Below are 21,928 nucleotides of genomic sequence, written 5' to 3'. Positions count from 1 at the left end.
GGTTGATAGGCCAGATATGGAAGCGCCGTAAGGTGTGGAGTTGACTGGTACTAATAGGCCGAGGGCTTGTCCTCAGTTGCTCGCGTCCACTGTGTAGGTTCTGAAGTAACGACCTGTGTCCATGCCGGGTTGGTTAACTTCATAGTGTTTCGGTGGTCATAGCGTTAGGGAAACGCCCGGTTACATTCCGAACCCGGAAGCTAAGCCTTTCAGCGCCGATGGTACTGCAGGGGGGACCCTGTGGGAGAGTAGGACGCCGCCGAACTATTATTAGCTCCGGTCCCTGAACCCTTGTGGTTCAGGGACCGGAGCTTTTTTGTTCTGACGTTCGGACGGTGGGCGTAACGCGACGTTCACCTCATCTGGCGAGGATCCGCGTCATGGGGACAGTGGAGACTCTCAGGTCGGCCGGTGTGCGTGCGGGTGACGAGGTCGTGGTGCCCGCCTACGGGAACGCCGAGGTGGCCAGGGCCGTGGTGGAGTTGGGTGCGGTGCCGGTGTTCGCCGATGTGGACGGCGACAGCTACTGCCTGGACCCGGCCGCGGTGTCGGACGTGGTGAGCAGCCGGACCGTCGCGGTGGTGGCGGTGAACCGCTTCGGGCGGCCCGCGGACATTGGCTGGCTCCGTCAAGTGGGACAGCGGCACGGGCTATTGGTGCTGGTGGAGGACGAGCCCGGGATCGATCCGGCCGGGGCGGAGCTGCGCCGGGAGCAGGCCTCGTACCTGGACGGCAAGCTCAGCGGGGTCCGGACGCCGAAGCCGGCCGCGGGACACCGGTACGAGCAGTATGTGGTGCGGGTGCCGGGGAACGGCCGGCCGGACCGGGATGCCTTCGCGCGGACCCTGCGGGCCAAGGGAGTTGTCTGTCGGGTGCCCGTGCTGGCGCCGGTGTACCGGCTTCCGGGGCTGCGGCGGGACGTGTTCCTGCCGGAGACCGAGCGAGCGGTGGACGAGACGCTTGCGCTTCCGGTGCACGCGGGGATGTCGCGGCGGGAACTGCAGCGGATGGTCAGCGCGTGCAATGCGCTGGGCGGATTGCTACAGCCGGCCTTTTAGCCGATGGGCCGTGCCCGATTCGTAGTTGCCGGGGAGTTGGGGTAATATTCTTTCTGTTGCCGGCCCCAATAGCTCAGTCGGCAGAGCGTCTCCATGGTAAGGAGAAGGTCTACGGTTCGATTCCGTATTGGGGCTCAGAAGACAAAGGCCCCCGCCCATTCGGCGGGGGCCTTTGTCGTATGTGGTCGTATGTGGTTGCGGTGGCCGTCAGTTGGAGCCGGGGATGTAGGCCAGGCCGTGCGCGCCGGACAGGTCGGCGCAGTCGACGTCCAGGGTGGCGAGGGTGCGGAGGGTCTGGAGGTCGATGACGGTCACCGTGCTGGAGAGGTTGCCGGAGACGTACGCGAGGCGGCCGTCGGGGGAGGAGGTGATCGTCAGGGGCAGGCGGCCGACCTCCACCTCTCCGACGGGGGTGAGGGTGTCGGGCGCGAAGACGCGGACGACGCCCGGGAGTTGGGAGCCGGGCGGAGCGCCGGAGTCGGTGGTGTCCGCGCGCAGCTCGCCGGCCAGCAGCATGCCGGTCGCGGTGGCGTGTACGGGTATCACCGGCCCACCGGTGGCCAGTACGCGGACGATTTCGTGGGTGAAGGTGTCAATGACGCGTACGCCGGGGGGCGTGGCGGGCAGTTCGCCGAAGTCGGCCTTGGGGGCGGCGACGTAGAGGTACCGGTCGTCCGGGGCGAGGCAGAGGCCCTCACTGCCGGGTACCGGGATGCGGTCGGTCAGGACGCCGCGGTCGAGGTCGAGGACGGAGACGAAGGGAGCCTCCTTGTTGGAGGTGTAGCCACGGCGCCCGTCAGCAGTGCGGACGAACCAGTGCGGGCCGGGGGCCATGGTGGGGATGCGGCCGAGGCGTGCGTGGGTGCGGGTGTCGAGGACCAGGACGCCGCCCGGTTCGGTCGCGGTGGCCTCGACGCTGACGTACAGGCGGGAACGCGCACGGTCGAGGGCCAGGCCGTGCGGGCCGTGGTCGGAGCCGGTGTCGAGGGTGGCGACGACGGTGCGGGTGTCGACGTCGATGACGGTGATCTCATGGGAGTGGCCGGTGTGGGCGCCGTAGAAGCCGGAGCGGTAGGTGCTGGCGCAGTAGAGCAGCCGGTGATCGGGGTCGTAGCAGAGCTCGTGTGGCTGTGGGGGGACGGTGAGGACGTCCAGACGCTCGTGCGTGGCGGCGTCGAAGAAGGTGACGGTGGGGCCGGTCTGACTGACGACGGCGAGCAGGTCGCCGGGTGCGCCGGCGGTGCGGGAAGCCATGTCCCCTAGCGTGGGCGGGCGTTGGGGATGACTCCAGTGCAGGTCAGGCAGGGGTTCCTTGCACCGGGCGCAAGAGTGCTGGTGGTGCCGGGGGAGCGGCGGCCGGGCTGTGAGGCAGCCCACACCGCCCACACCGGCCGCTCCCGGGGTGGCTCAGCCGGACGGGGTCTCGGGGACCCGCATGGCGAGGATGGCCATGTCGTCGGAGGCCGGTTCGGCGGCGAAGCGCTCCACGGCACGCAGGACGCGGGCGGCGACCGCGCCGGCCGTCAGGCCCGTACAGGTCGTCAGGACGTCGGTGAGACCGTCGTCGCCGAGCATGCGGGTGCCCTCGCGGCGCTCGGTGACGCCGTCGGTGACGCACAGCAGGACGTCGCCGGGGTCGAGGGTGACGGTCTGCTCGTAGAGTTCGAGGTCGTCCATGACGCCGAGCAGCGGCTGGGGTTCGGCGGCCGGTTCGACCGTGCCGTCCTGGCGCAGGCGGAGCGGCAGGGGGTGGCCGGCGCAGACGACCTTAAGGATCGCGCTGCCGTCGTCCTGCGGCCACAGTTCGCCGTAAAGGAGCGTCAGGAACCGGCTGCGGGCGCCCTCGTCGAGGATGGCGGCGTTGAGCCGCTCCAGGACGGCGGGGCCGCCGAAGCCCTCGCGGGCGAGCAGGCGGAGGGCGTGCCGGGCCAGGCCGGTGACGGCGGCGGCCTCCGGGCCGGTGCCGCAGACGTCGCCGATGGCGAAGCCGTACGCGCCGTCGCGGATGGGGAAGAGGTCGTAGAAGTCGCCGCCGACCTCGTTGCCCTCGCCGGCCGCGCGGTAGATGACCTCGACCTCGACGCCGGCGATGTCCGGCAGCTCCGGTGGCAGCAGGCTGCGCTGGAGGGACTGGCTGATGGCCGTGCGCTCGGAGTAGAGGCGCGCGTTGTCCAGGGCGAGCGCGGCCCGGCGGGAGAGGTCCTCGGCGAGCTCCAGGATCTCCTGACGGAAGTGCTCCTCGGTGGGCTTGCCGAGGGTGAGCATGCCGATGACGCGGTTGCGGGCCACCAGCGGGAGAACGACGGTCTCGCCGCCGACCGCGGCGGCGGTGGCCAGGGAGGCGCCGGGGCCGGTGGAGGGGCGGGCGGCGTTGCCGAGGCCGAGGCTGCGCATGGAGGTGCGCAGCGCCGCGTCGTGGGCGGCGTCGCCGGGTGCGGTCCACACGCGGGCGCCGGGGGTGGGCACCGGCTCGGGCGGATCGACCTTCGTCAGCAGGGTCTTGAGGCCGTCGATGCGGTCCTCGTCCTCGTGCAGGACGTAGGAGAGCTCGGGCTCGGAGGCCTGGTCGGCGACGGTGTAGACGGCGCACCACGTCGCGAGCGTGGGCACCGTCATCTGTGCCATCAGGGCCAGGGTCTGGTCGCGGTCGAGGGTGCCGGCGAGCAGGTCGGAGGCCTCGACGAGGAAGGACAGGGAGCCGCGGCGCAGCTTCTCCAGCTCGGTCAGGCGGGCGCGTTCGACGGCGAGGGCGATCCGGTCGGCGGCGAACTGCAGGCGCAGTGCCTCTTCGTTCGTGTAGCGGCCGGGGGCCTCCGCGGCGACGCCGAGGGAGCCGGTGAGCCGTCCCTCGACCTTGAGCGGGACGGTGACGACCGAGCGCATGCCCGTTCCGCTGAGCAGCGGTACGGCGCCGGGGACGGCCGTGAGGTCTTCGTGGACCGCGGGCATCCGGGCCGAGCCGTACCGTCCGGAGCCGGCCTCCACGGGAACGCGGGCGAACCGCTGGCGGGCGGAGGGCAGGCCGGTCGAGGCACGCACCTCCAGCTCGGTCTCGTCGTCGGTGGCCAGCAGGAGGTACGCGGCGTCGCCGTCGAGCATGTCGCGGGCGCGCTCGACGGTGCGCTGGAGCAAGCCGTCGAGGTCGTCCGGGGCCGGGGAGCCGATGAAGACCTCGAACGGGTCGGACGGTCGGCCCTCGGCCTGGGCGGCCTGTACGGCGGCGTCCGGTGCGGGGGTGCGCTGGGGGCTCTGCAGGATGGCGCGCTCGTGGTCGCGCACCAGCAGGCAGACCGTGGACGCCTCGCCGTCGGCGTCGCGGACGCGCAGGTGGGAGGCGTAGACGGGGACGACCCGGCCGTCGGCGCCCCTTATGCCGTAGGAGCCCTCCCAGCGGGAGAGCTGGAGCGCCTCGGCGATGCCGGTGCCGGTGCCGGGGGTGTGCGGCCAGGCGGCGAAGTCGGTGAGCGGTTTGCCGATGACCTGCTCGGGCTCGTAGGCGAAGAGGTCCTGGGCGTCCTCGTTCCAGAAGCTGATGCAGCCGCCGCGGTCGATTTGGATCACCGCGACGCGGACGCGGGTGTCGGCGACCGGGAGGGCGTCGACGGGGAGGGCGGGGCCGGCCGAGCGGGTGCCGGCCGGGCGCTCGGGGAGGTCGAGCTGGAACCAGACGTGCTTTTGGGCGGCGGTGTACTCCACGCCCCAGCGGGCGGCGAGCGCGCCGCACAGCAGCAGCCCGCGGCCGCCCTCGCGGTCCGGGTGGACCATGACCTGGCCGGCGTTCTGGAGCGGGATCTCACGCTCGGGATAGCGGTCGGCGACGGAGATCCGTACCCCTCCGTCGTTGCGCAGACACAGCACGTCCGCGGCGGTGCCGGCGTGCACCACGGCGTTGGTGACCAGCTCGCTGGTCAGCACGACGGCGTCGTCGACGATGTCGGCGCAGCCCCAGCCCTGGAGGGTGTCGCGGACGAACGCGCGGGCGGTCGCGACGGAGCGCCCCACCGGCTCGAAGGTTGCGGCGGCCCGCGCGGTGATCACTGGTCTCCTCATGCGTGTGTCGGTGATCTGCTCCCCCATGGTCGCGGCGCCCCTCCGAATACCTGTTGTGCTCGTACCACCGCTGCCCGTGTTCGCGGCCGGGCGGGTGGACAGCCGTATGCCAGGTTACTTACCTTCGCCGCGCCCGAGGATGCCGGTCAGGTGTGTTTCCGCCCCAATCGTGCTCAGGACGGTGTGCGATGCTGCCGAACTGTTATGGCCTGGTTGGGCCATGGTGAAACACTGGGCAAGTATCAAGAGAAAGCCCGGGTAGAACGGTCGACCCTGCGGGAGGGACACGGTGGAGTCTGGCGCAGCGGCGCGGGGCGCAAGCACGCGCGCGAAAGGCGGACGATCCCGGAACAACGGGACGACCGAAGTGGATACGGCTGCGCTGAATCGGCTGTTGGTCGCATTGGTTGCCATGCGGGACGGGAACTTCCGCAAGCGGCTCACGGTTTCCGGCGAAGGCGTCATGTCGGAGATCGCGGCGGTCTTCAACGAGGTTGCGGACCGCAATCTGCATCTGACCGGCGAGCTGGCGCGGGTGCGCCGGGTGGTCGGGCGTGAGGGAAAACTCACGGAGCGGCTGGAGGTCGGCGCCGCCGAGGGCTCCTGGGCCGCGGCGATCGATGCCTCGAACGCGCTGGTCGACGATCTCGTACGGCCGGTGTCCGAAGTGGGGCGGGTGCTCTCGGCGGTGTCCGAGGGCGACCTGGAGCAGCGGATGGATCTGCGGTCGCGCAGTTCGGACAGCTCCTCGGAGCATCCGCTGCGCGGCGAGTTCCTCAAGGTGGGTCGGACGGTCAACGGACTGGTCGACCAGCTCTCCGCGTTCACCGACGAGGTCACCAGAGTGGCCAGCGAGGTCGGTACGGAGGGCAAGCTCGGCGGGCAGGCGCGGGTGCGCGGGATGTCGGGTTCGTGGAAGGACCTGACGGAGTCCGTCAATACGATGGCCTCGCGGCTCACCGCGCAGGTGCGGGACATCGCACTGGTCACCACCGCGGTCGCCAAGGGTGATCTGTCGCGCAAGGTGACGGTGCACGTCGCCGGCGAGATGCTGGAGCTGAAGAACACCGTCAACACGATGGTGGACCAGCTGTCCTCGTTCGCCTCCGAGGTGACCCGGGTCGCCCGGGAGGTCGGTACGGAGGGTGAGCTCGGCGGGCAGGCGCAGGTCCCCGGCGTCGCCGGCGTGTGGAAGGACCTGACGGATTCGGTCAATCTGATGGCCGGGAACCTCACTGCGCAGGTGCGGGGGATCGCCCAGGTCACCACCGCGGTCGCGAACGGCGACCTGTCGCAGAAGGTCACGGTCAGCGCGCGCGGCGAGGTCGCGCAGCTCGCCGACACCATCAACACCATGACCGAGACGCTGCGGACCTTCGCTGACGAAGTGACGCGGGTGGCCAACGAGGTCGGCGCCGAGGGACAGCTCGGCGGCCAGGCGCAGGTGCCGGGTGCGGCCGGTACGTGGAAGGACCTCACCGACTCGGTCAACAACGCCTTCCGCAACCTGACCGGGCAGGTCCGTGACATCGCCCAGGTGACGACGGCGGTGGCCAACGGTGATCTGTCGCAGAAGGTCACCGTCGATGTCGCCGGTGAAATGCTGGAGTTGAAGAACACCGTCAACACGATGGTGGACCAGCTCTCCTCGTTCGGTGCCGAAGTGACCCGTGTGGCACGGGAGATCGGGGTCGAGGGTGAGCTGGGCGGCCAGGCGGCGGTGCCCGGGGCCGCGGGAACGTGGAAGGACCTCACCGACTCCGTCAACACCGCCTTCCGCAACCTCACCGGGCAGGTGCGCAACATCGCCCAGGTGACGACGGCGGTGGCCAACGGCGATCTGTCGCAGAAGGTCACCGTCGACGTCTCCGGCGAGATGCTCCAGCTGAAGAACACCGTGAACACCATGGTGGATCAGCTCTCCTCGTTCGCCGACCAGGTCACGCGGATGGCCCGGGACGTGGGTACGGAGGGCCGGCTGGGCGGTCAGGCCCGGGTGGACGGCGTCAGCGGCACCTGGAAGGAGTTGACCGACTCCGTCAACTTCATGGCGGGGAACCTGACCTCGCAGGTGCGGCAGATCGCCCAAGTGACCACGGCGGTGGCGCGCGGTGACCTGTCGCAGAAGATCGACGTGGACGCGCGCGGCGAGATCCTGGAGCTGAAGAACACCATCAACACGATGGTCGACCAGCTCTCGGCGTTCGCGGAGCAGGTGACCCGGGTGGCCCGTGAGGTGGGCACCGAGGGCCGGCTCGGCGGTCAGGCGCAGGTGCCGGGCGTCGCCGGCGTCTGGCGCGATCTGACCGACTCGGTGAACGGCATGGCCGGTAACCTCACCGCCCAGGTCCGCAACATCGCCCAGGTCGCCACCGCGGTGGCCCGGGGTGACCTGTCGCAGAAGATCGACGTGGACGCCCGGGGCGAGATCCTGGAGCTGAAGAACACCCTGAACACCATGGTCGACCAGCTCTCCTCGTTCGCGGAGGAGGTCACCAGGGTCGCCCGAGAGGTGGGCACCGAGGGCATCCTCGGCGGCCAGGCCGAGGTGCAGGGCGTCAGCGGGACGTGGAAGGACCTCACCCAGTCCGTCAACTTCATGGCGAACAACCTGACGTCGCAGGTGCGCAACATCGGCGAGGTGACGACCGCGGTGGCCCGCGGCGACCTGTCGAAGAAGATCACCGTCGACGCCAAGGGCGAGATCCTCGAACTGGTCACCACCGTCAACACGATGGTCGACCAGCTGTCGCTGTTCGCCGAGCAGGTGACCCGGGTCGCCCGCGAGGTCGGTACGGAAGGCCAACTGGGCGGCCAGGCAAGGGTTCCGGGCGTCACCGGCATCTGGAAGGACCTCAGCGACAACGTCAACCTGATGGCCAACAACCTGACCATCCAGGTGCGCAACATCTCCCAGGTCTCCGCGGCGGTCGCCAACGGCGATCTGACCAAGAAGGTCACGGTCGAGGCGCGCGGCGAGGTCGCGCAGCTCGCCGACACGGTCAACACGATGGTCACCACGCTGTCGTCGTTCGCCGACGAGGTCACCCGGGTGGCCCGTGAGGTGGGCACCGACGGCATCCTGGGCGGCCAGGCCCGCGTCCCCGGCGTCGCCGGTACGTGGAAGGACCTCACCGAGTCCGTGAACTCGATGGCCAACAACCTCACCGGCCAGGTCCGCAACATCGCCATGGTCACCACCGCCATCGCCAAGGGCGATCTGACCAAGAAGATCGACATCGATGCGCGCGGCGAGATCCTGGCGCTGAAGACCACCATCAACACCATGGTCGACCAGCTGTCGTCCTTCGCCGAGCAGGTCACCAGGGTGGCCCGCGAGGTGGGTACGGAGGGCCAGCTGGGCGGTCAGGCGCAGGTGCGCGGGGTGGCCGGCACCTGGCGGGACCTGACCGAGTCGGTGAACGAGATGGCCGGAAACCTGACCCGTCAGGTACGGGCCATCGCCGCGGTCGCCGCGGCGGTCACCCTGGGCGACCACAACGTCCGGATCGATGTGGACGCCGCGGGCGAGATCCTGGAGCTCCAGGACAACGTCAACACCATGATCGCCACGCTTCGGGAGACCACCCTCGCCAACGAGGAACAGGACTGGCTCAAGGGCAACTTGGCCCGGATCTCCGGTCTGATGCAGGGCCGGCGCGACCTCAAGGACGTCGCTACCCTGATCATGAGCGAGCTGTCGCCCGCGGTCTCCGCGCAGCACGGCGCGTTCTTCCTCGCGGCGCAGCCCGACAGCCAGGAGATCGGCGCGGACGGCGGCGAGCCGGGCGCGTACGAGCTGCGGCTGATGGGCTCGTACGGCTACTCCATGGGCGGGATGCCGACGACGTTCAAACCGGGCGAGACGCTGATCGGCACGGCCGCTGAGGAGGGCCGCACGATCCTGGTGGAGAACGTCCCCTCCGGATACCTCAAGATCGCCTCCGGGCTGGGCGAGGCCCCGCCGGCGAATGTGATCGTGCTGCCGGTGCTCTTCGAGGACAAGGTGCTCGGGGTGATCGAGCTGGCGTCCTTCCAGCCGTTCACCCAGATCCAGCGGGACTTCCTCAGCCAGATCGCCGAGATGATCGCGACCAGCGTCAACACCATCTCGGTCAACACCAAGACCGAGGTGCTGCTCAAGCAGTCGCAGGAGTTGACCGAGCAACTGCGGGAGCGCTCGGCGGAGTTGGAGAGCAGGCAGCGGGCGCTGGAGCTGTCCAACACCGAGCTGGAGGAGAAGGCCGAGCAACTGCGGGCGCAGAACCGCGACATCGAGGTGAAGAACACCGAGATCGAGGAGGCGCGGCAGGTCCTGGAGGAGCGCGCCGAACAGCTCGCGGTCTCCATGCGCTACAAGTCGGAGTTCCTGGCGAACATGTCGCACGAGCTGCGGACGCCGCTGAACTCCCTGCTGATTCTGGCCAAGCTGCTGGCCGACAACGCCGAGGGGAACCTCTCCCCGAAGCAGGTCGAATTCGCCGAGACGATCCACGGGGCCGGTTCCGACCTGCTCCAGCTGATCAACGACATCCTCGACCTGTCGAAGGTCGAGGCCGGCAAGATGGACGTCAGCCCGACGCGGATCGCGCTGGTCCAGCTCGTCGACTACGTCGAGGCCACCTTCCGCCCGCTGACCGCCGAGAAGGGGCTCGACTTCTCCGTACGGGTCTCCCCGGAGCTGCCGGCGACGCTGCACACCGACGAGCAGCGGCTGCTGCAGGTGCTGCGCAACCTGCTGTCCAACGCGGTGAAGTTCACCGACACCGGCGCCGTCGAGCTGGTCATCCGGCCGGCCGGCGCGGACGTGCCGGTGGCCATCCGCGAGCAGCTGCTGGAGCACGGCTCGCTGCGTGACCCGGACGCCGAGATGATCGCCTTCTCGGTGACCGACACCGGCATCGGCATCGCGTCCAGCAAGATGCGGGTCATCTTCGAGGCGTTCAAGCAGGCCGACGGCACCACCAGCCGCAAGTACGGCGGTACCGGCCTGGGGCTGTCCATCAGCCGGGAGATCGCCCGGCTGCTGGGCGGCGAGATCCATGCCCAGAGCGAGCCCAACCGCGGCTCCACCTTCACGCTCTACCTGCCGCACAACCCCGGCGGGCTGCCGCCACAGGGCTACCCGCAGCTGGTCGCCGGCGGGTTGGCGATGGACGCGGAGGCCCGGGAGACCGAGGCCGTGCGGCAGGAGGCCGAGGAGGCGGAGCATCGCGAGATGGGCGGCAGCCTCAGCCGGCGCCGTCGGCGGGCGGTCTCCGGCGGTCAGCGCCGCTTCGCGCTGCCGGGCCAGCAGCCCGCCGCGCCGCCGCAGCCGGCCCCGCAGCCGCCGCAGCCCGCACCGCAGCCGCCGGCGCTGCCGGCCGCCCCACAGCCCGCCGAGGAGCCCTGGCTGGGCAACGGCCAGGACCTGGTGGACGCGGGCTTCGAGGGCGGCTTCCACGGCGAGAAGGTGCTGATCGTCGACGACGACATCCGCAATGTCTTCGCGCTCACCAGCGTCCTGGAGCAGCACGGCCTGTCGGTGCTGTACGCCGAGAACGGCCGGGAGGGCATCGAGGTCCTCGAACAGCACGACGACATCGTGCTGGTGCTGATGGACATCATGATGCCGGAGATGGACGGCTATGCGACCACGGCCGCGATCCGTCGCATGCCGCAGTTCGCCGGGCTGCCGATCATCGCGCTGACCGCGAAGGCGATGAAGGGCGACCGGGAGAAGAGCATCGACTCCGGGGCGTCCGATTACGTGACCAAGCCGGTGGACACCGATCATCTGCTGTCGGTCATGGAGCAATGGATGCGTGCGGAGTGACGGGACGACAGTATGGGAGCCGTAAGAGGATCATCGCGTGCTGACTGAGTGTTGCCGCGGACGTGTGGACGCACCGGATTCGGGGAACCTTCTCGTCTCTGTCTGCGTTTCTGCTACGTGCACAGTGACATCGCGGTGACAGGGTGTGGCGACAGGCGGGGTGCAGCTACCATGACCGGCACAAGGACGGGCGGCGTGACGGAGTCGTCCCCTGGGGCGGCGTCCGGTTCGATGCCGGGGCGAGGAGGACGGGCCATGGTGCAGAAGGCCAAGATCCTCCTGGTCGATGACCGGCCGGAGAATCTGCTGGCGCTGGAGGCGATCCTCTCCGCGCTCGATCAGACACTGGTGCGGGCATCGTCCGGGGAGGAAGCGCTCAAAGCACTGCTCACGGACGATTTCGCGGTGATTCTGCTCGATGTGCAGATGCCGGGCATGGACGGATTCGAGACCGCCGCGCACATCAAGCGGCGCGAGCGCACCCGTGACATCCCGATCATCTTCCTGACGGCGATCAACCACGGCCCGCACCACACCTTCCGGGGCTACGCGGCCGGCGCGGTGGACTACATCTCCAAGCCGTTCGACCCGTGGGTGCTGCGCGCCAAGGTGTCGGTATTCGTCGAGCTGTACATGAAGAACTGCCAACTGCGGGAGCAGGCCTCCCTGCTGAGGCTGCAGCTGGAGGGCGGCCGGCCGAGCGCCGACGAGGCGAGGGAGTCGGCCGGGCTGCTGGCCGAGCTCTCCGCGCGGCTCGCGGCCGTCGAGGAGCAGGCCGAGGCGCTCTCCAAGCAGCTGGACGAGACGGCGGACGCGGCGGCGGTGGCCACCGCCGCCCATCTGGAGCGCAAACTGACCGGACTGCGCCGGGCCCTGGACGCGCTGGAACCAGGCGCCGCGGGGACCGCTGCGAGCTGACCGCGGGGCGCGGGCGCCGTCTGACGCCCCCTCATAGACCCGGCGCGCGACACGGATGGGTGAAGCGCCGTGCGCTCGTGTCATGCCCGCGTTCGCCTGTAATCTCGTCGCCATGGCCTCACGTACCTCCGGCAAGGGAACCCAGAGCACGGCGGGACCCGCGAAGCAGCGTGCCGGACGGTCCGGAGGCGCCGCCAAGAAGACCGCCGCGAAGAAGACGTCCGGCAAGCCGCCGGCCAAGAAGGCCGCGGCGAAGAAGGCCCCGGCCAGGAAGGCGCCCGCCAAGAAGGCCGCACCGAGACCGGCCCCGTCACCGACCGGCGGCGTCTACCGTCTGGTCCGTGCCTGCTGGCTGGGTCTTGCCCACGCCATCGGCGCGCTGTTCCGCGGTATGGGCCGCGGCGCGAAGAACCTCGACCCGGCGCACCGCAAGGACGGTCTGGCGCTGGGGCTGCTCGGTCTGGCGCTGGTCATCGCGGCCGGTACGTGGTCCAACCTTTCCGGTCCGGTCGGCGATCTCGTCGAGCTGCTGGTGACCGGTGCCTTCGGGCGGCTCGACCTGGTGGTGCCGGTCCTGCTGGGCGGCATCGCGGTACGCCTCATCCGGCACCCGGAGCAGCCCGAGGCCAACGGCCGGATCGTCATCGGGCTCTCGGCGCTGGTCATCGGTGTCCTGGGGCAGGTCGCGATGGCCTGCGGATCACCGGGCCGGGGAAACGGTCTGGCCGCCATACAGGACGCGGGGGGCTATGTCGGGTGGGTCGCCTCCAAGCCGCTGATCTTCACCGTCGGGCAGACCCTGGCCGTGGCGCTGCTGGCGCTGCTGACCCTCTTCGGGTTGCTGGTGGTCACCGCGACGCCGGTGAACGCCGTCCCGCAGCGGCTGCGGGCGCTCGGCGAGCGGCTGGGCGTGCTGCACCCCGCCGGGCAGGCGGAGTACCACGATGCGGACGAGTACGCCGAGGAGTACGCCGACGAGTGGCGCGAGCAGCCGGCCCGCAGGCCGCGGCGCAGCTCCGCCGCGGCCCCCGCCTCGGACGGCCCGGAGGCCATAGAGGAGGCGGCGCTGGCCAAGCGGAGCCGTCCGCGCCGGGCGTCCGCGGAGCCCGAAGCGGATCGGCCGATGGACGCGGTGGACGTCGCCGCGGCGGCCGCCGCGGCGCTGGACGGTGCGGTGCTGCACGGCGTCCAGCCCTCCCCGCTCGTCGCGGGACTGAGCAGCAGCGTCTCCGGCGAGCGGAGGGAGCAGGACGGCGCCGACACCGGGGACGCCGCGGCCCAGTCCGGTACGGTCCCGCCGGCCCGCGGCGCGAAGCCCCCGGCGAAGGGCGGTGGGCCCGCCTCGTCGGTCCCCGACTTCACCAAGGCCCCGCCGGAGCCGTCCGGTGAGCTGCCGGCGCGCGCCGAGCAGCTCCAGCTGTCCGGTGACATCACCTATGCGCTGCCGTCCCTGGAGCTGCTCTCCCGCGGCGGCCCCGGCAAGACCCGCAGCGCCGCCAACGACGCCATAGTGACCGCGCTGACCACGGTCTTCCAGGAGTTCAAGGTCGACGCCGCGGTCACCGGCTTCACCCGTGGCCCGACGGTCACCCGCTACGAGGTCGAGCTGGGCCCCGCGGTCAAGGTCGAGAAGATCACCGCGCTGGCCAAGAACATCGCCTACGCCGTGGCCAGCCCCGATGTCCGCATCATCAGCCCGATCCCGGGCAAGTCCGCGGTCGGCATCGAGATCCCCAACACCGACCGCGAGATGGTCAACCTCGGCGATGTGCTGCGGCTGGCGGATGCCGCGGGCGACGACCACCCGATGCTGGTCGCGCTCGGCAAGGACGTCGAGGGCGGCTACGTCACGGCCAATATGGCGAAGATGCCGCACGTGCTGGTCGCCGGCGCCACCGGCTCCGGAAAGTCGTCCTGCATCAACTGCCTGATCACCTCGGTCATGATGCGGGCCACGCCGGAGGACGTCCGGATGGTGCTGGTCGACCCCAAGCGGGTCGAGCTCACCGCGTACGAGGGCATCCCGCACCTGATCACGCCGATCATCACCAACCCCAAGCGGGCCGCCGAGGCGCTGCAGTGGGTGGTGCGCGAGATGGACCTGCGCTACGACGACCTCGCGGCCTACGGTTTCCGGCACATCGACGACTTCAACGCGGCGGTGCGCAGCGGCAAGGTCAGCCCGCCCGAGGGCAGCGAGCGGGAGCTGGCGCCGTACCCGTACCTGCTGGTGATCGTGGACGAGCTGGCGGACCTGATGATGGTCGCGCCGCGCGACGTGGAGGACGCGATCGTCCGCATCACCCAGCTCGCCCGCGCGGCCGGCATCCACCTGGTGCTCGCCACCCAGCGCCCGTCCGTCGACGTGGTGACCGGTCTGATCAAGGCGAACGTGCCCTCCCGGCTCGCCTTCGCCACCTCCTCGCTCGCCGACAGCCGGGTCATCCTGGACCAGCCGGGCGCCGAGAAGCTGATCGGCAAGGGCGACGGGCTCTTCCTGCCGATGGGGGCCAACAAGCCGGTCCGTATGCAGGGTGCGTTCGTGGCCGAGGACGAGGTCGCGGCCGTCGTCCAGCACTGCAAGGACCAGATGGCCCCGGTCTTCCGCGAGGACGTCACGGTCGGCACGGCGCAGAAGAAGGAGATCGACGAGGACATCGGCGATGACCTCGATCTGCTCTGTCAGGCCGCTGAGCTGGTGGTTTCCACCCAGTTCGGGTCGACGTCGATGCTCCAGCGCAAGCTGCGGGTGGGGTTCGCCAAGGCGGGCCGGCTGATGGACCTCATGGAGTCACGAAACGTCGTCGGGCCGAGCGAGGGCTCCAAGGCGCGCGACGTTCTGGTGAAGCCGGATGAATTGGACGGAGTGCTTGCGGTGATCCGGGGGGAGGCTACCCAGTAGCACACACATCCGGGTCACCCGTACGAGAGAAGCAGGCAACCGTTTCTCCTGCCGAAACGTCAAGTTGAGGGAGGCGAGGGAACGATGGTTCGTCAACCGACCCCCATGGCACCCGGGGGCGTTCCGATGGCGTACAAACCCCGCCCTCCCGCTTGCCCGACCCTTTCGCTCCACCCCTAGACTGAACTTCCAGCAGGTGGCTACACGCTCGAAAGGCGCCCCCGTGTCCATCGGCAACTCCCCCGAAGCAGACCGGCCTTCCGTCGGTCGTGCCCTCCAGCAGGCCCGTATCGGAGCGGGACTGACCGTAGAAGAGGTCAGTACGACGACGCGGGTGCGCATTCCTCTCGTGCAGGCGATCGAGCAGGACGACTTCTCGCGCTGTGGCGGCGACGTCTACGCCCGGGGACACATCAGAGCGCTCGCCCGTGCCGTGTCCTTGGACCCCGGACCGCTGATCGGCCAGTTCGACGCGGAGCACGGTGGCCGGCCGACCCCGACGGAGCTGGCCGCCCCGATCTTCGAGGCCGAGCGGATCCGCTCCGAGCCGCGCCGCCCGAACTGGACGGCCGCCATGATCGCGGCGATCGTCGCCGTGGTGGGCTTCGCCGGGTTCACGCTCTTCACGGGTGGGGACAAGAGCGGCAACGGTCCGATCACGGCCGGCGGCGCCAACGCCAAGCCGGCGCCCGCCCCCACCCGGCACCCCTCGACGATCAAGCCTCCGGTCCCGGAGCCCTCCGACAGCGCGGTCGCCGGGCTGCCGAAGGACAAGGTCACGATCAAGGTCACCGCCCGCGACGGCCAGAGCTGGGTCTCGGCGAAGGACGCCAGCGGCAAGCTCCTGGAGGACAGCCTGCTGAAGAAGGGCGAGTCCAAGACGATCACGGACAAGAAGCGGATCGACCTGGTCCTCGGCAACGCCCCGGCCGTACAGCTGTACGTCAACGGCAAGGAAGTCAAGCAGATCGGTGAGAAGGGCCCGGTGGAGCGGCTCAGCTACACGCCGGGAGACCCCCAGGCGGGCTGACCGTCGCCGCCCCGAGGGGCCGTCCGCCGCCCGCTCCGGGAGCTCCGGAGCCGGCGGCGGAGACCTGCGCGCCAAGGGGGTGTCCGGGACGAAGTAGGCTGAGCCCTATGCCCGAACGCCGTACCGTCGCCCTTGTCACTCTTGGCTGCGCCCGTAACGAGGTGGACTCGGAGGAGCTCGCAGGTCGCCTGGCAGCGGACGGCTGGGAGCTTGTCGAGGAAGCCACCGAAGCCGATGTCGCCGTCGTCAACACCTGTGGTTTCGTCGAGGCCGCCAAGAAGGACTCCGTCGACGCCCTGCTGGAAGCCAACGATCTGAAGGACCACGGCAGAACCCAGGCCGTGGTGGCCGTCGGCTGCATGGCCGAGCGCTACGGCAAGGAGCTCGCCGAGGCGCTGCCCGAGGCCGACGGTGTGCTCGGATTCGACGACTACGCCGACATCTCCGACCGTCTGCAGACCATCCTCAGCGGCGGCATCCACGCCTCGCACACCCCGCGCGACCGCCGCAAGCTGCTGCCGCTCAGCCCCGCCGAGCGCCAGGGCGCCACCGCGGTGGCGCTGCCCGGCCACGCCCAGACCGACGCGGCGGCGCCGCCGGCCGAGGCGCCCGAGGACCTCCCGGAGGGCGTCGCACCGGCCTCAGGGCCGCGAGCGCCGCTGCGCCGCCGGCTCGGCAGCAACCCGGTGGCCTCGGTGAAGCTGGCCTCCGGCTGCGACCGGCGCTGCTCGTTCTGCGCCATCCCGTCCTTCCGCGGGTCGTTCATCTCCCGCCGCCCCTCGGACGTGCTCGGGGAGACCCGCTGGCTGGCCGAGCAGGGCGTCAAGGAGGTCATGCTGGTCTCCGAGAACAACACCTCCTACGGCAAGGACCTCGGCGACATCCGGCTGCTGGAGACGCTGCTGCCGGAGCTGGCGGCCGTCGACGGCATCGAGCGGATCCGGGTCAGCTACCTCCAGCCCGCGGAGATGCGCCCCGGCCTGATCGACGTGCTGACCGGCACCGACAAGGTGGCGCCCTACTTCGACCTGTCCTTCCAGCACTCCGCGCCGGGCGTGCTGCGGGCGATGCGGCGCTTCGGCGACACCGACCGCTTCCTCGACCTGCTGGCCACGATCCGGGCGAAGGCGCCCCAGGCCGGCGCCCGCTCCAACTTCATCGTCGGCTTCCCCGGGGAGACCGAGAACGACCTGGCGGAGCTGGAGCGCTTCCTCACCGGGGCCCGGCTCGACGCCATCGGCGTCTTCGGCTACTCCGACGAGGACGGCACCGAGGCCGCCTCGTACGAGGACAAGGTCGACCCGGACGAGGTCGCTGAGCGGCTGGCGCGGGTGTCGCGGCTGGCCGAGGAGCTGACCGCACAGCGCGCCGAGGAGCGGGTCGGGGAGACGCTGCGGGTGCTGGTGGACCGGATCGACGACGAGGACGGCATCGTCGGGCGGGCCGCGCACCAGGCGCCGGAGACCGACGGCGTCACCCTGCTCTCGACCGACCAGGAGCTTCAGCCCGGTCGTATGGTCGAAGCAAAGGTGGTGGCGAGCGAGGGCGTGGACCTCGTGGCGGAGGTGCTGTCGGTGGACGGCACGGGGTGTACCGAGGAGGCGGGCAGATGACCGGAGTCCCGGCATCCGCAGCTGGTGGGCCGCGCACGGCGCCGGCCGTCCGGCAGGCCGGGCTGTGGAACATCGCCAATGTCCTGACGATGCTGCGGCTGGTGCTGGTCCCGGCCTTCGTCGTGCTGCTGATGCACGACGACGGGACGGATCCGGTCTGGCGTGTGTTCGCCTGGGCCGCGTTCGCCGTCGCCATGATCACCGACATCTTCGACGGCCACCTGGCGCGCACGTACAACCTGGTCACCGACTTCGGCAAGATCGCTGACCCGATCGCGGACAAGGCGATCATGGGCGCCGCGTTGATCTGTCTGTCGGTGTTGGGTGATCTGCCCTGGTGGGTGACCGGGGTGATCCTCTTCCGTGAGCTCGGCATCACGCTGATGCGGTTCTGGGTGATCAAGCACGGGGTCATTCCGGCCAGTCGTGGCGGCAAGATCAAGACATTGGCGCAGGGCACTGCGGTCGGGATGTACGTCCTGGTGCTGACCGGTCCGCTGGCGACCCTCCGCTGGTGGGTGATGGCGGCGGCCGTGGTGCTCACGGTCGCGACCGGGCTGGACTACGTCCGGCAGGCCGTGGTGCTGCGCCGGGCCGGGCTGGCCCGGGAGCGGGCCGATCGGGCCGAGCGGGACACCGCGCGGTGAGCGGGCCGGGTTCTGTCGCGGCCGGGGCGCTGGAGCTGCTGGCCGGGCGGGGGCAGAGCCTGGCGGTGGCCGAATCGCTGACCGGCGGCCTGGTGGCGGGCGCACTGACCGGCGTCCCCGGGGCCTCGCGGGTGTTGCGCGGCTCGGTCACGGCGTACGCCACCGACCTCAAGCGGGAACTGCTGGGGGTGGACGGCGGGCTGCTGGCCGCGCGCGGGGCGGTGGACGCCGAGGTCGCGCGGCAGATGGCGGCGGGTGTGCGGCGGGTGCTGGGCGCCGACTGGGGCATCGCCACGACCGGTGTGGCCGGCCCCGAGCCGCAGGACGGGCAGCCGGTGGGCACGGTCTTCGTGGCGGTTCAGGGGCCGGGCGGCGTCGGAGGGGTGCGCGAACTGGCGCTGTCGGGGGATCGGGACCGGATCCGACGAGACACCATCGAGGCCGTCCTCGCACTGTTGTTGAGCGAACTGACAGAAAATGCGCGGGCACAGGATACGGAACAACACGGGGGGAATGGATGTTTGCAGCCCTGAGTGAACACGTAGTCGCGCCCGGCACGGCCGAGGCCCGAGGCGGTACGGTGGGGCGAGAAGGATCCGGATCCGAGGTCCGAGGAGGGAGCCAGCGATGATTCTGCTTCGTCGCCTGCTGGGTGACGTGCTGCGCCGACAGCGTCAGCGCCAAGGCCGAACCCTGCGCGAGGTCTCTTCCTCCGCCCGGGTATCGCTCGGCTATTTGTCCGAGGTCGAGAGGGGGCAGAAGGAGGCGTCCTCCGAACTGCTCTCGGCGATCTGTGACGCGCTGGATGTGCGCATGTCCGAGCTCATGCGGGAGGTCAGCGACGAGCTTGCGCTCGCCGAGCTGGCAGCGTCCGCGGCCGCGAGCGATGCGGTGCCGGCACCGGTGCGGCCGAAGCTCAATTCGGTGTCCGTCGCGTCCCTGGCCGGTGTGCCGGAGGAGCGCGTGACCATCAAGTCGCCGGCCGACGTCGTGGATGTCGTAGCGGCCTGACACCCCCTGTTCGTACGCACCGGGCCCCGGTGGGCAGCACGCCCGCCGGGGCTTTGTGCTGCCCGGGCGGGGCTGTGGACGGCGCCCTGGTGCGCGCTCGGTCGGTCCGCCTGAGGCGACCAGAACGGACGATTCATTTGTACGATGGCGAAATCGGGTAAATCGCCCAATCGCTCTCCGGGTGCCTCCGGCTCGGTGCCCTCGGTGTCCGGCTGGTGTTCCGGTCCGCGGCCGCTGGCGTCCGGCCGGTGTCCGATCGACCGCCCCTTCCCTCGTCCGAACAGGAGTATCCGGATGTCCGTCGTCAAGAGCACGCTGTCCGATGCAGACCGCAGCACGGTCGGCAACGCCCTCCAAGGGGCCCTCGTCGACCTGGTCGACCTCTCCCTGGTCGCCAAGCAGGTGCACTGGAACGTCATCGGCCCCCGCTTCCGTTCCGTACACCTCCAGCTCGACGAGGTGGTCGCCAGCGCGCGGACGCACGCCGACACGGTGGCCGAGCGGGCGTCCGCGATCGGTGTCTCGCCCGACGGTCGGGCCGGCACCGTGGCCAAGACCAGCGGCATCAGCGAGGTGCAGGACGGCTGGATCAAGGACGGGGAAGTGGTGCGGGCCATGGTGAACGCCCTGGGCGCGATCATCGGCCGGATGCGGGAGCGGATCGTCGACACCGCGGACCCGGACCCGGTCAGCCAGGACATCCTGATCGGTCTCACCGCTGACCTGGAGAAGCACCACTGGATGTTCCAGGCCGAGGCCCACCACTGACCGGAGCGCGCACCGGCGTCCCGCGCGCGGGACAAGCGCCGGTGCGCCCTCCCCGCCGGCGGCGGGCCCGTCTAGCGTCGGCCGGAGGAGGCACCCATGGCATGGCGTGGATCTGTGGCCCGCGGGCCGGCCGGTCGGCTCCCGGTGGCTGAGCCGGGCGGCCGGCGTGCCCGGAGCGTGCCGGGGCGCTGGATATCCGCGGTGCTGGCCGGGGGGCTGTGGTGGTTCGCCGTGGTCCGGCTGGTGCTCTGGCCGCAGGCGTCGGGGGTGGTCGAAGGCGCCGTGGCGCTGGGCGGCTGGGGGCTGAGCCTGCTGCCGGTGCACTGTGTGCCGTCGACGGGGCGGAGCGAGGGAACCGTCCGACGGGCCGTCGTCCGAGGGGTACGGAGGGTGGGGGCGGCGTTCACCAGGGCATGGCGACGCCGCCGTTCGGGCGCAGGATCTGGCCGGTCGTGAAGGACGAGGCGTCCGAGGCCAGGTGGAGCACGGCGTGCGCGATCTCCTCGGGCTCGCCCACCCGCCCCAGTGGTGACATCCGGCTCATCGGACGCTCCGCCTGCTGCTGGGCCTCGGCGCTGTGCCGCGCGGTCATCGCGGTGCGTATCCAGCCCGGGGCGACGGCATTGACGCGGATGCCGTGCGGACCGGCCTCCGTGGCCAGCGTCCTGGTGAGCTGGACGACGGCGGCCTTGGCGGCGCTGTAGCAGAGCAGGCCGGGTGCGCCGGTGTCGATCGCGCCGGAGGCCATGGTCACGATGGAGCCCCGGGTGCCGGTGGCGATCATGGCGCGGGCGGCCTCCTGGCAGCCGTGGAGCACGCCCTTGAAGTTGGTGGCCCACACCCGGTCCAGATCGGCGTCCTCGGTCTCCAGCACGGGGGAGGAGTGCATGATCCCGGCGATGTTGGCCATCACATCGAGACGGCCGGTGTCCTCGCGCGCCGCGTCGACGACGGCGGCGACCTCGGAGCGGCGGGTGACGTCCAAGTGGTGGGGGTGTGCGGCCCCGCCGGATGCGGTGATGGCCGCGGCGGTCGCCGCTGCGCCCGGGCCGTCGAGGTCCGCGCAGTGGACCGTGGCGCCGGCCTCGGCGAGCAGGACGGCGGTGGCGCGGCCGATGCCGCTCGCCGCGCCGGTGACGACCGCGGTGCGGCCGCTGAGGTCGTACGCCGTGAGGGGCATGGGCCGAGGGTAGGGAGGGATCTGACGGTCCGTCAATAAGTGGGCGGGCGTCGGGTCGGGGGCTCCGGAGACCGGGCCGAGCCGGGCTGGCAGGCAGGGCACCAGTAGGTGACCCGCTCCTCCGCGTCCGGGTCCTGGTCCGCGCCGCGGACCGGCGTACCACAGCGCAGACAGGGCCGGCCGGCCCTCCCGTACACCCACAGCCGGCGGTCGGGGCGGGCGCTGGGGGTGGTGACCCGGGCCGGGCGGCGCTTGTTGGCCTCCAGCAGCTTCTTGGCGAGCACCGGGACGCGGAGCGGCTCCGGGAGGTCCCCGAGGGGAAGCCAGGGGGAGGCGCGCAGCAGGAAGCACAGTTCGGACTTGTAGACATTGCCGATCCCGGCGAGATTGCGCTGGTCCAGCAGCGCCTCGCCGAGCGGCCGCGCGGGGTCGGCGAGCAGCCGGCGCAGGGCCTCCTCGGCGTCCCAGTCGGGGCCGAGGAGATCCGGACCCAGGTGGCCGACGACCCGGGCTTCGTCGGCGGTGCGCAGCAGCTCGAGAACGGGCAGGCGATAGCCGACCGCGGTTCGCCCGGTGGTGGCCAGGACCGCCCTGATCTGGTGCGCGGGACCGCCCCGCCAGCGCTCGTCCGGGCCGTAGAGCTGCCAGGCGCCGTCCATCCGCAGATGGGAATGGAGGGTGAGGCCGCCCTCGAAGCGGGCGAGCAGGTGCTTGCCCCGGGGGATCACCTCCTGCACCGTGCGGCCGGTGAGGTCCACCGTCGCGAGCCGGGGAAACCGCAGGTCGCAGCGGGTCAGCCGGTGGCCGGCCAGCGCTTGGTGGAGCCGCTGGGCCACGCGCCATACGGTGTCGCCTTCGGGCATGTCCCCATGATGCCGGGAACGCGGCGGGACGGTCGGGACGCGGTCGGGACGTGAGGGGGAGGCGATGGGGAGC

15 protein-coding genes, 1 tRNA gene and 1 rRNA gene are annotated in these 21,928 nt (G+C 70.8%); 13 read left to right on the top strand and 4 right to left on the bottom strand.

The window, feature by feature from the left end; genetic code table 11:
• Window positions 1-148: 148 nt before the first annotated feature.
• From rrf to AB0G84_RS27870, 3 genes are all read left to right on the top strand, one after another.
• A 5S ribosomal RNA gene (rrf, locus tag AB0G84_RS27880) occupies window positions 149-265 on the top strand.
• Window positions 266-380: 115 nt separating this feature from the next.
• Window positions 381-1,058 (top strand): DegT/DnrJ/EryC1/StrS family aminotransferase, encoded by a 678-nt coding sequence (locus AB0G84_RS27875; protein ID WP_361326394.1) that lies wholly within the window; start codon window positions 381-383, stop codon window positions 1,056-1,058.
• 62 nt (window positions 1,059-1,120) lie between these two features.
• A tRNA-Thr gene (locus AB0G84_RS27870) sits at window positions 1,121-1,193 on the top strand.
• 72 nt (window positions 1,194-1,265) lie between these two features.
• Here the strand turns inward: AB0G84_RS27870 and AB0G84_RS27865 are convergent.
• Together AB0G84_RS27865 and AB0G84_RS27860 are read right to left on the bottom strand one after the other, a co-directional pair.
• Window positions 1,266-2,312 (bottom strand): YncE family protein, encoded by a 1,047-nt coding sequence (locus AB0G84_RS27865; protein WP_361326391.1) that lies wholly within the window; start codon window positions 2,310-2,312, stop codon window positions 1,266-1,268.
• Between the two features lie 153 nt (window positions 2,313-2,465).
• Window positions 2,466-5,108, bottom strand: a complete 2,643-nt coding sequence (locus AB0G84_RS27860; protein WP_361326388.1) for a SpoIIE family protein phosphatase — start codon at window positions 5,106-5,108, stop codon at window positions 2,466-2,468.
• 289 nt (window positions 5,109-5,397) lie between these two features.
• On the opposite strand from AB0G84_RS27860, the gene AB0G84_RS27855 reads away from it, so the two are divergent.
• From AB0G84_RS27855 to AB0G84_RS27810, 10 genes are all read left to right on the top strand, one after another.
• On the top strand, window positions 5,398-10,923 hold the full coding sequence (locus AB0G84_RS27855; RefSeq protein WP_361326385.1) for a HAMP domain-containing protein: 5,526 nt from the start codon (window positions 5,398-5,400) through the stop codon (window positions 10,921-10,923).
• Between the two features lie 255 nt (window positions 10,924-11,178).
• The gene (locus AB0G84_RS27850; RefSeq protein ID WP_361326382.1) at window positions 11,179-11,841 is read left to right on the top strand and encodes a response regulator; all 663 of its coding nucleotides are present in this window, start codon (window positions 11,179-11,181) and stop codon (window positions 11,839-11,841) included.
• A 112-nt stretch (window positions 11,842-11,953) separates the two neighbouring features.
• Complete coding sequence (locus AB0G84_RS27845) at window positions 11,954-14,743, top strand: DNA translocase FtsK (protein ID WP_361326380.1); 2,790 nt, start codon at window positions 11,954-11,956, stop codon at window positions 14,741-14,743.
• Between the two features lie 223 nt (window positions 14,744-14,966).
• Window positions 14,967-15,773 carry a helix-turn-helix domain-containing protein gene (locus AB0G84_RS27840; RefSeq protein WP_361326378.1) on the top strand — a complete coding sequence of 269 codons (807 nt, stop codon included), beginning with the start codon at window positions 14,967-14,969 and terminating at the stop codon, window positions 15,771-15,773.
• Window positions 15,774-15,880: 107 nt separating this feature from the next.
• On the top strand, window positions 15,881-17,386 hold the full coding sequence (rimO, locus tag AB0G84_RS27835; RefSeq protein ID WP_361326375.1) for a 30S ribosomal protein S12 methylthiotransferase RimO: 1,506 nt from the start codon (window positions 15,881-15,883) through the stop codon (window positions 17,384-17,386).
• Window positions 17,383-18,033: a CDP-diacylglycerol--glycerol-3-phosphate 3-phosphatidyltransferase gene (gene pgsA, locus AB0G84_RS27830; protein ID WP_361326372.1), complete on the top strand. Its 651-nt coding sequence runs from the start codon at window positions 17,383-17,385 to the stop codon at window positions 18,031-18,033. The genes rimO and pgsA overlap by 4 nt, the downstream gene beginning before the upstream one ends.
• Window positions 18,030-18,566 carry a nicotinamide-nucleotide amidohydrolase family protein gene (locus AB0G84_RS27825; protein WP_361326369.1) on the top strand — a complete coding sequence of 179 codons (537 nt, stop codon included), beginning with the start codon at window positions 18,030-18,032 and terminating at the stop codon, window positions 18,564-18,566. Before pgsA ends, AB0G84_RS27825 begins: the two co-directional genes overlap by 4 nt.
• 94 nt (window positions 18,567-18,660) lie before the next feature.
• Window positions 18,661-19,044, top strand: a complete 384-nt coding sequence (locus AB0G84_RS27820; RefSeq protein WP_030415589.1) for a helix-turn-helix transcriptional regulator — start codon at window positions 18,661-18,663, stop codon at window positions 19,042-19,044.
• A gap of 294 nt (window positions 19,045-19,338) precedes the next feature.
• Complete coding sequence (locus tag AB0G84_RS27815) at window positions 19,339-19,812, top strand: DNA starvation/stationary phase protection protein (RefSeq protein ID WP_361326366.1); 474 nt, start codon at window positions 19,339-19,341, stop codon at window positions 19,810-19,812.
• 177 nt (window positions 19,813-19,989) lie between these two features.
• Complete coding sequence (locus AB0G84_RS27810; RefSeq protein ID WP_361326414.1) at window positions 19,990-20,268, top strand: hypothetical protein; 279 nt, start codon at window positions 19,990-19,992, stop codon at window positions 20,266-20,268.
• Here the strand turns inward: AB0G84_RS27810 and AB0G84_RS27805 are convergent.
• Both AB0G84_RS27805 and AB0G84_RS27800 read right to left on the bottom strand, forming a co-directional pair.
• Window positions 20,216-20,992 (bottom strand): SDR family NAD(P)-dependent oxidoreductase, encoded by a 777-nt coding sequence (locus AB0G84_RS27805; RefSeq protein WP_361326363.1) that lies wholly within the window; start codon window positions 20,990-20,992, stop codon window positions 20,216-20,218. The genes AB0G84_RS27810 and AB0G84_RS27805 overlap by 53 nt on opposite strands.
• A gap of 32 nt (window positions 20,993-21,024) precedes the next feature.
• A complete protein-coding gene (locus AB0G84_RS27800; RefSeq protein WP_361326360.1) occupies window positions 21,025-21,855 on the bottom strand; it encodes a DNA-formamidopyrimidine glycosylase family protein in 831 nt (276 codons plus the stop codon).
• Between the last annotated feature and the right edge of the window lie 73 nt (window positions 21,856-21,928).

The organism is Streptomyces sp. NPDC020742 (assembly GCF_040641675.1).
Classification (GTDB): Bacteria; Actinomycetota; Actinomycetes; order Streptomycetales; family Streptomycetaceae; genus Streptomyces.
The sequence above is the reverse complement of the archived record's forward strand: the minus strand, read 5'-3'. Positions and strand labels throughout refer to the sequence as shown.

Coding starts and splice junctions, on each gene's coding strand:
- AB0G84_RS27805 (WP_361326363.1), bottom strand. CDS start 20,992: ATGCCCCTCACGGCGTACGACCTCAGCGGCCGCACCGCGGTCGTCACC.
- AB0G84_RS27800 (WP_361326360.1), bottom strand. CDS start 21,855: ATGCCCGAAGGCGACACCGTATGGCGCGTGGCCCAGCGGCTCCACCAA.
- AB0G84_RS27820 (WP_030415589.1), top strand. CDS start 18,661: ATGATTCTGCTTCGTCGCCTGCTGGGTGACGTGCTGCGCCGACAGCGT.
- AB0G84_RS27875 (WP_361326394.1), top strand. CDS start 381: ATGGGGACAGTGGAGACTCTCAGGTCGGCCGGTGTGCGTGCGGGTGAC.
- AB0G84_RS27865 (WP_361326391.1), bottom strand. CDS start 2,312: ATGGCTTCCCGCACCGCCGGCGCACCCGGCGACCTGCTCGCCGTCGTC.
- AB0G84_RS27860 (WP_361326388.1), bottom strand. CDS start 5,108: ATGAGGAGACCAGTGATCACCGCGCGGGCCGCCGCAACCTTCGAGCCG.
- rimO (WP_361326375.1), top strand. CDS start 15,881: ATGCCCGAACGCCGTACCGTCGCCCTTGTCACTCTTGGCTGCGCCCGT.
- AB0G84_RS27815 (WP_361326366.1), top strand. CDS start 19,339: ATGTCCGTCGTCAAGAGCACGCTGTCCGATGCAGACCGCAGCACGGTC.
- pgsA (WP_361326372.1), top strand. CDS start 17,383: ATGACCGGAGTCCCGGCATCCGCAGCTGGTGGGCCGCGCACGGCGCCG.
- AB0G84_RS27850 (WP_361326382.1), top strand. CDS start 11,179: ATGGTGCAGAAGGCCAAGATCCTCCTGGTCGATGACCGGCCGGAGAAT.
- AB0G84_RS27845 (WP_361326380.1), top strand. CDS start 11,954: ATGGCCTCACGTACCTCCGGCAAGGGAACCCAGAGCACGGCGGGACCC.